Source organism: Klenkia sp. PcliD-1-E (assembly GCF_024124375.1).
In the GTDB taxonomy this organism is placed as follows: domain Bacteria; phylum Actinomycetota; class Actinomycetes; order Mycobacteriales; family Geodermatophilaceae; genus Klenkia.
In genome coordinates, this window is the sequence record NZ_JAMXRZ010000225.1 from 1 (window position 1) to 2,577 (window position 2,577).

Genomic DNA, 2,577 nt, shown 5'->3' on the forward strand with positions numbered 1-2,577 from the left:
GGGGTGGCTGGTGCGCAGCCACCCCGGCGCGGCGGTGGTCACGCCCGGCTGGGGACGCGGCCGTCGGCCGCGGCCCGTCGCGCCTCCGCGGCGGCGGCTGCGCCGTCGGTGGGCGGCAGGACGGCGGCGGCCACCTGCACCTGGGAGATGAACACCGGCTCGGGGTGCGGGGTGAGGCCGGCCTCGACGTCGGCGGCGGTGCGCAGCTTGGCGACCTTGTGGACGAGGATGCCGAAGCCGACCTTGGCCAGCACGTCGGCGGCGGAGTAGGTCAGCTGGATGCCGGCCAGCCAGGCGGGGGTGACGTCGACGAACACCGGGATGGCGTAGACGAGGGGGTAGACCCCGAAGGTGCCCAGCAGGACGATCGCGGCGTTGCGCAGGCTGGTCGCCGCGGCCGGCGGCAGCTCCGGCATCGAGGAGCGCAGCGCACCGATGAGGGCGACGTAGAGGTAGACGTAGAACAGCGTGCTGATGATGCCCCAGACGACCAGGCCGGTGGTGCTGCGTCCCTGGGACACCACCTGGGAACCGAAGTAGCCGGTGATGATCATCAGGAACGCCGCGGCCATGGTGGTGAAGCGCAGGCTGCGGGCCTTGGCGCCGACCACGGTGGTGACGGCGAGGAACTCCGCGGTCAGCAGCGGGACGGTGACGGTCCAGTCGATGTAGCGGGGCGCGAGGGCGAAGCGGGCCTGCGCGTTGGGCTGGTAGACGTTGCCGACCAGGTCGTAGCCGGTGTCCCACTTCAGTGCGAGCACGGCGTAGGACAGCATCGCCACCCCGCCGATGAGCAGGTCGGCCAGGACGGCGGGCCGGTACTTGGGGGCGATCTCGGAAGTGGTCTTCCAGGTGTAGACGAAGTAGGCGAACAGGGCGAAGCCTGCTGCGACGAGGGCGTAGAAGACCAGGTCGTACAGCCCGAGGCTGAGGGTCTGCAGTTCAGGAACAGGGGTCACGGTCTCTCCCGCGTGGTGCGCTGATTGGGGTCCCCACCATGAGCTCACTCGTTGCGCCTACGCAACTTGTGTGTGGTGGCAATGAATGCGCCTGTGGCAGAGTGCGAGCTCAGCGCAGCCCGAGACAGGAGGCATCCGTGCTGGACACCGCTGACACCGCTGTCACCGTCGACCCCGCCGCCCTGCGTGCGGCCCGTGCGCTGCACGAGGCGATGGGGGTCGCGGCCCGGGAGACGGCGGAGGGCCTGACCCCGGTGCAGCTGTCCGGGCTGCGTGTGGTCGCCGGGCTGGAGAGCGGTGCCACCGTCGCCCAGGTCGCCGAGGCCCTCGGGGTGGTGGCCTCGAACGCCAGCCGGCTGGTCGACCGGCTGGTGGCCTACGGCGTGGTCCACCGCGCCCGGGCGCGGTCGGACCGCCGCGAGGTCCGGGTGTCGCTGTCCGGCCAGGGCAGGCGGTTGCTGGAGCGGATCGACGCCGCGCAGGTGGACCGCCTCGGCCGTGCGATCGCCGGCCTGCCCGGCGGCGAACGGGCAGCACTGGTCGCCGCACTGGGGGCAGCGGTGCCCGCGGCCCAGGAGTAGAGCGGCCCGGCCGGGGAACCAGCCGCACGTGCCGACCACCCCGCTCCGCGCCACCGAGGACCCCCGACCCGACGCCCAGGGCCGGGCCGGGCTGCACGCGGCCCTGGGCCACCTCGGTGCGGCGGCTGCGCTGGCCCCGCCCGACGCGGTGGCCGCGGCCCTGGCCCGGGCGTGGGCCGAGGCCAGCGGCACGGGCGCGGTCCGCCTCTGGCTGGTGGACCACCAGCACCGGTGGCTGCGCGTCCCCGACAGCGACGACGGTGCCGAGGTCGGGGGACCGGCGCCGGTGGCCCGGGCCTTCCGCGCCGGGACGGTGCGCCGGTCGCCCGATTGCACCCACGCGCCGGTCGAGCTGCGGGGCAGCCGGTGGGGCGTGCTGGAGGTCGACGGCAGCGCACCCGACCTGGACGACGACGCCTGGGCCCTGGTCACCGCGACCATGGCCACCGCGCTGCAGGCGGCCGCCCGGACCAGCGACCAGGCGGAGCTGCAACGGAGGTCCTGGGAGTACAGCGTCACGGCCGAGCGGCAGTGGACGGTGCTGCCGCCGCTGGAGCAGCACCACCGGCCGCTGCGGGTCGCCGCGCTGCTCGAACCGGCGCACGTGGCGACCAGCGACCTGTTCGACTGGAGCGTCGACGGCGACCACCTGTCGGCCTGCCTGGTCGAGTGCGCCGGCGACGGCGTGCCGGCCACCGACACGTCCCTGGCGGTCGCGGCAGCGCGCCAGGCCCGCCGGGCCGGCTCGTCGCTGCTGGACCAGGTGCGCAGCGTCGACGACGTCCTCGCGCGGGAGGGGGCCGCCGGGCTCCTGCGGGGGGTCTTCCTGCGGGCGGACCGGACCACCTGCCGCCTCGAGCTCGTCGTCGCCGGGGCACCGCAGCTGTGGTGGCTGCCCGGCGACGGGTCACCGGGCGGTCGGCTGCGGCTGCCGACCGGCCCGCTGCTGGGAGCGCCGGGGGCGCGGGACGTCGCCGCGGTCGACCTCGACCCGGGCGCGGCGGTGCTGGTGCTCAGCGACGGCGTGCTGGCCGCCG

Annotated in this window: 3 protein-coding genes; 2 read left to right on the plus strand and 1 reads right to left on the minus strand. The window is 75.1% G+C overall.

Features of this window, described 5'->3' with window-relative positions; genetic code table 11:
• Positions 1-38: 38 nt before the first annotated feature.
• Positions 39-959 (minus strand): bacteriorhodopsin, encoded by a 921-nt coding sequence (locus NH342_RS22660; RefSeq protein WP_253018581.1) that lies wholly within the window; start codon positions 957-959, stop codon positions 39-41.
• 137 nt (positions 960-1,096) lie between these two features.
• Here NH342_RS22660 and NH342_RS22665 point away from each other — a divergent pair, with 137 nt between their 5' ends.
• Positions 1,097-1,540 carry a MarR family transcriptional regulator gene (locus NH342_RS22665; protein WP_253018582.1) on the plus strand — a complete coding sequence of 148 codons (444 nt, stop codon included), beginning with the start codon at positions 1,097-1,099 and terminating at the stop codon, positions 1,538-1,540.
• Between the two features lie 28 nt (positions 1,541-1,568).
• Positions 1,569-2,577: SpoIIE family protein phosphatase (locus NH342_RS24440; protein ID WP_253018583.1), on the plus strand; the 1,009-nt coding region annotated here is incomplete at its 3' end.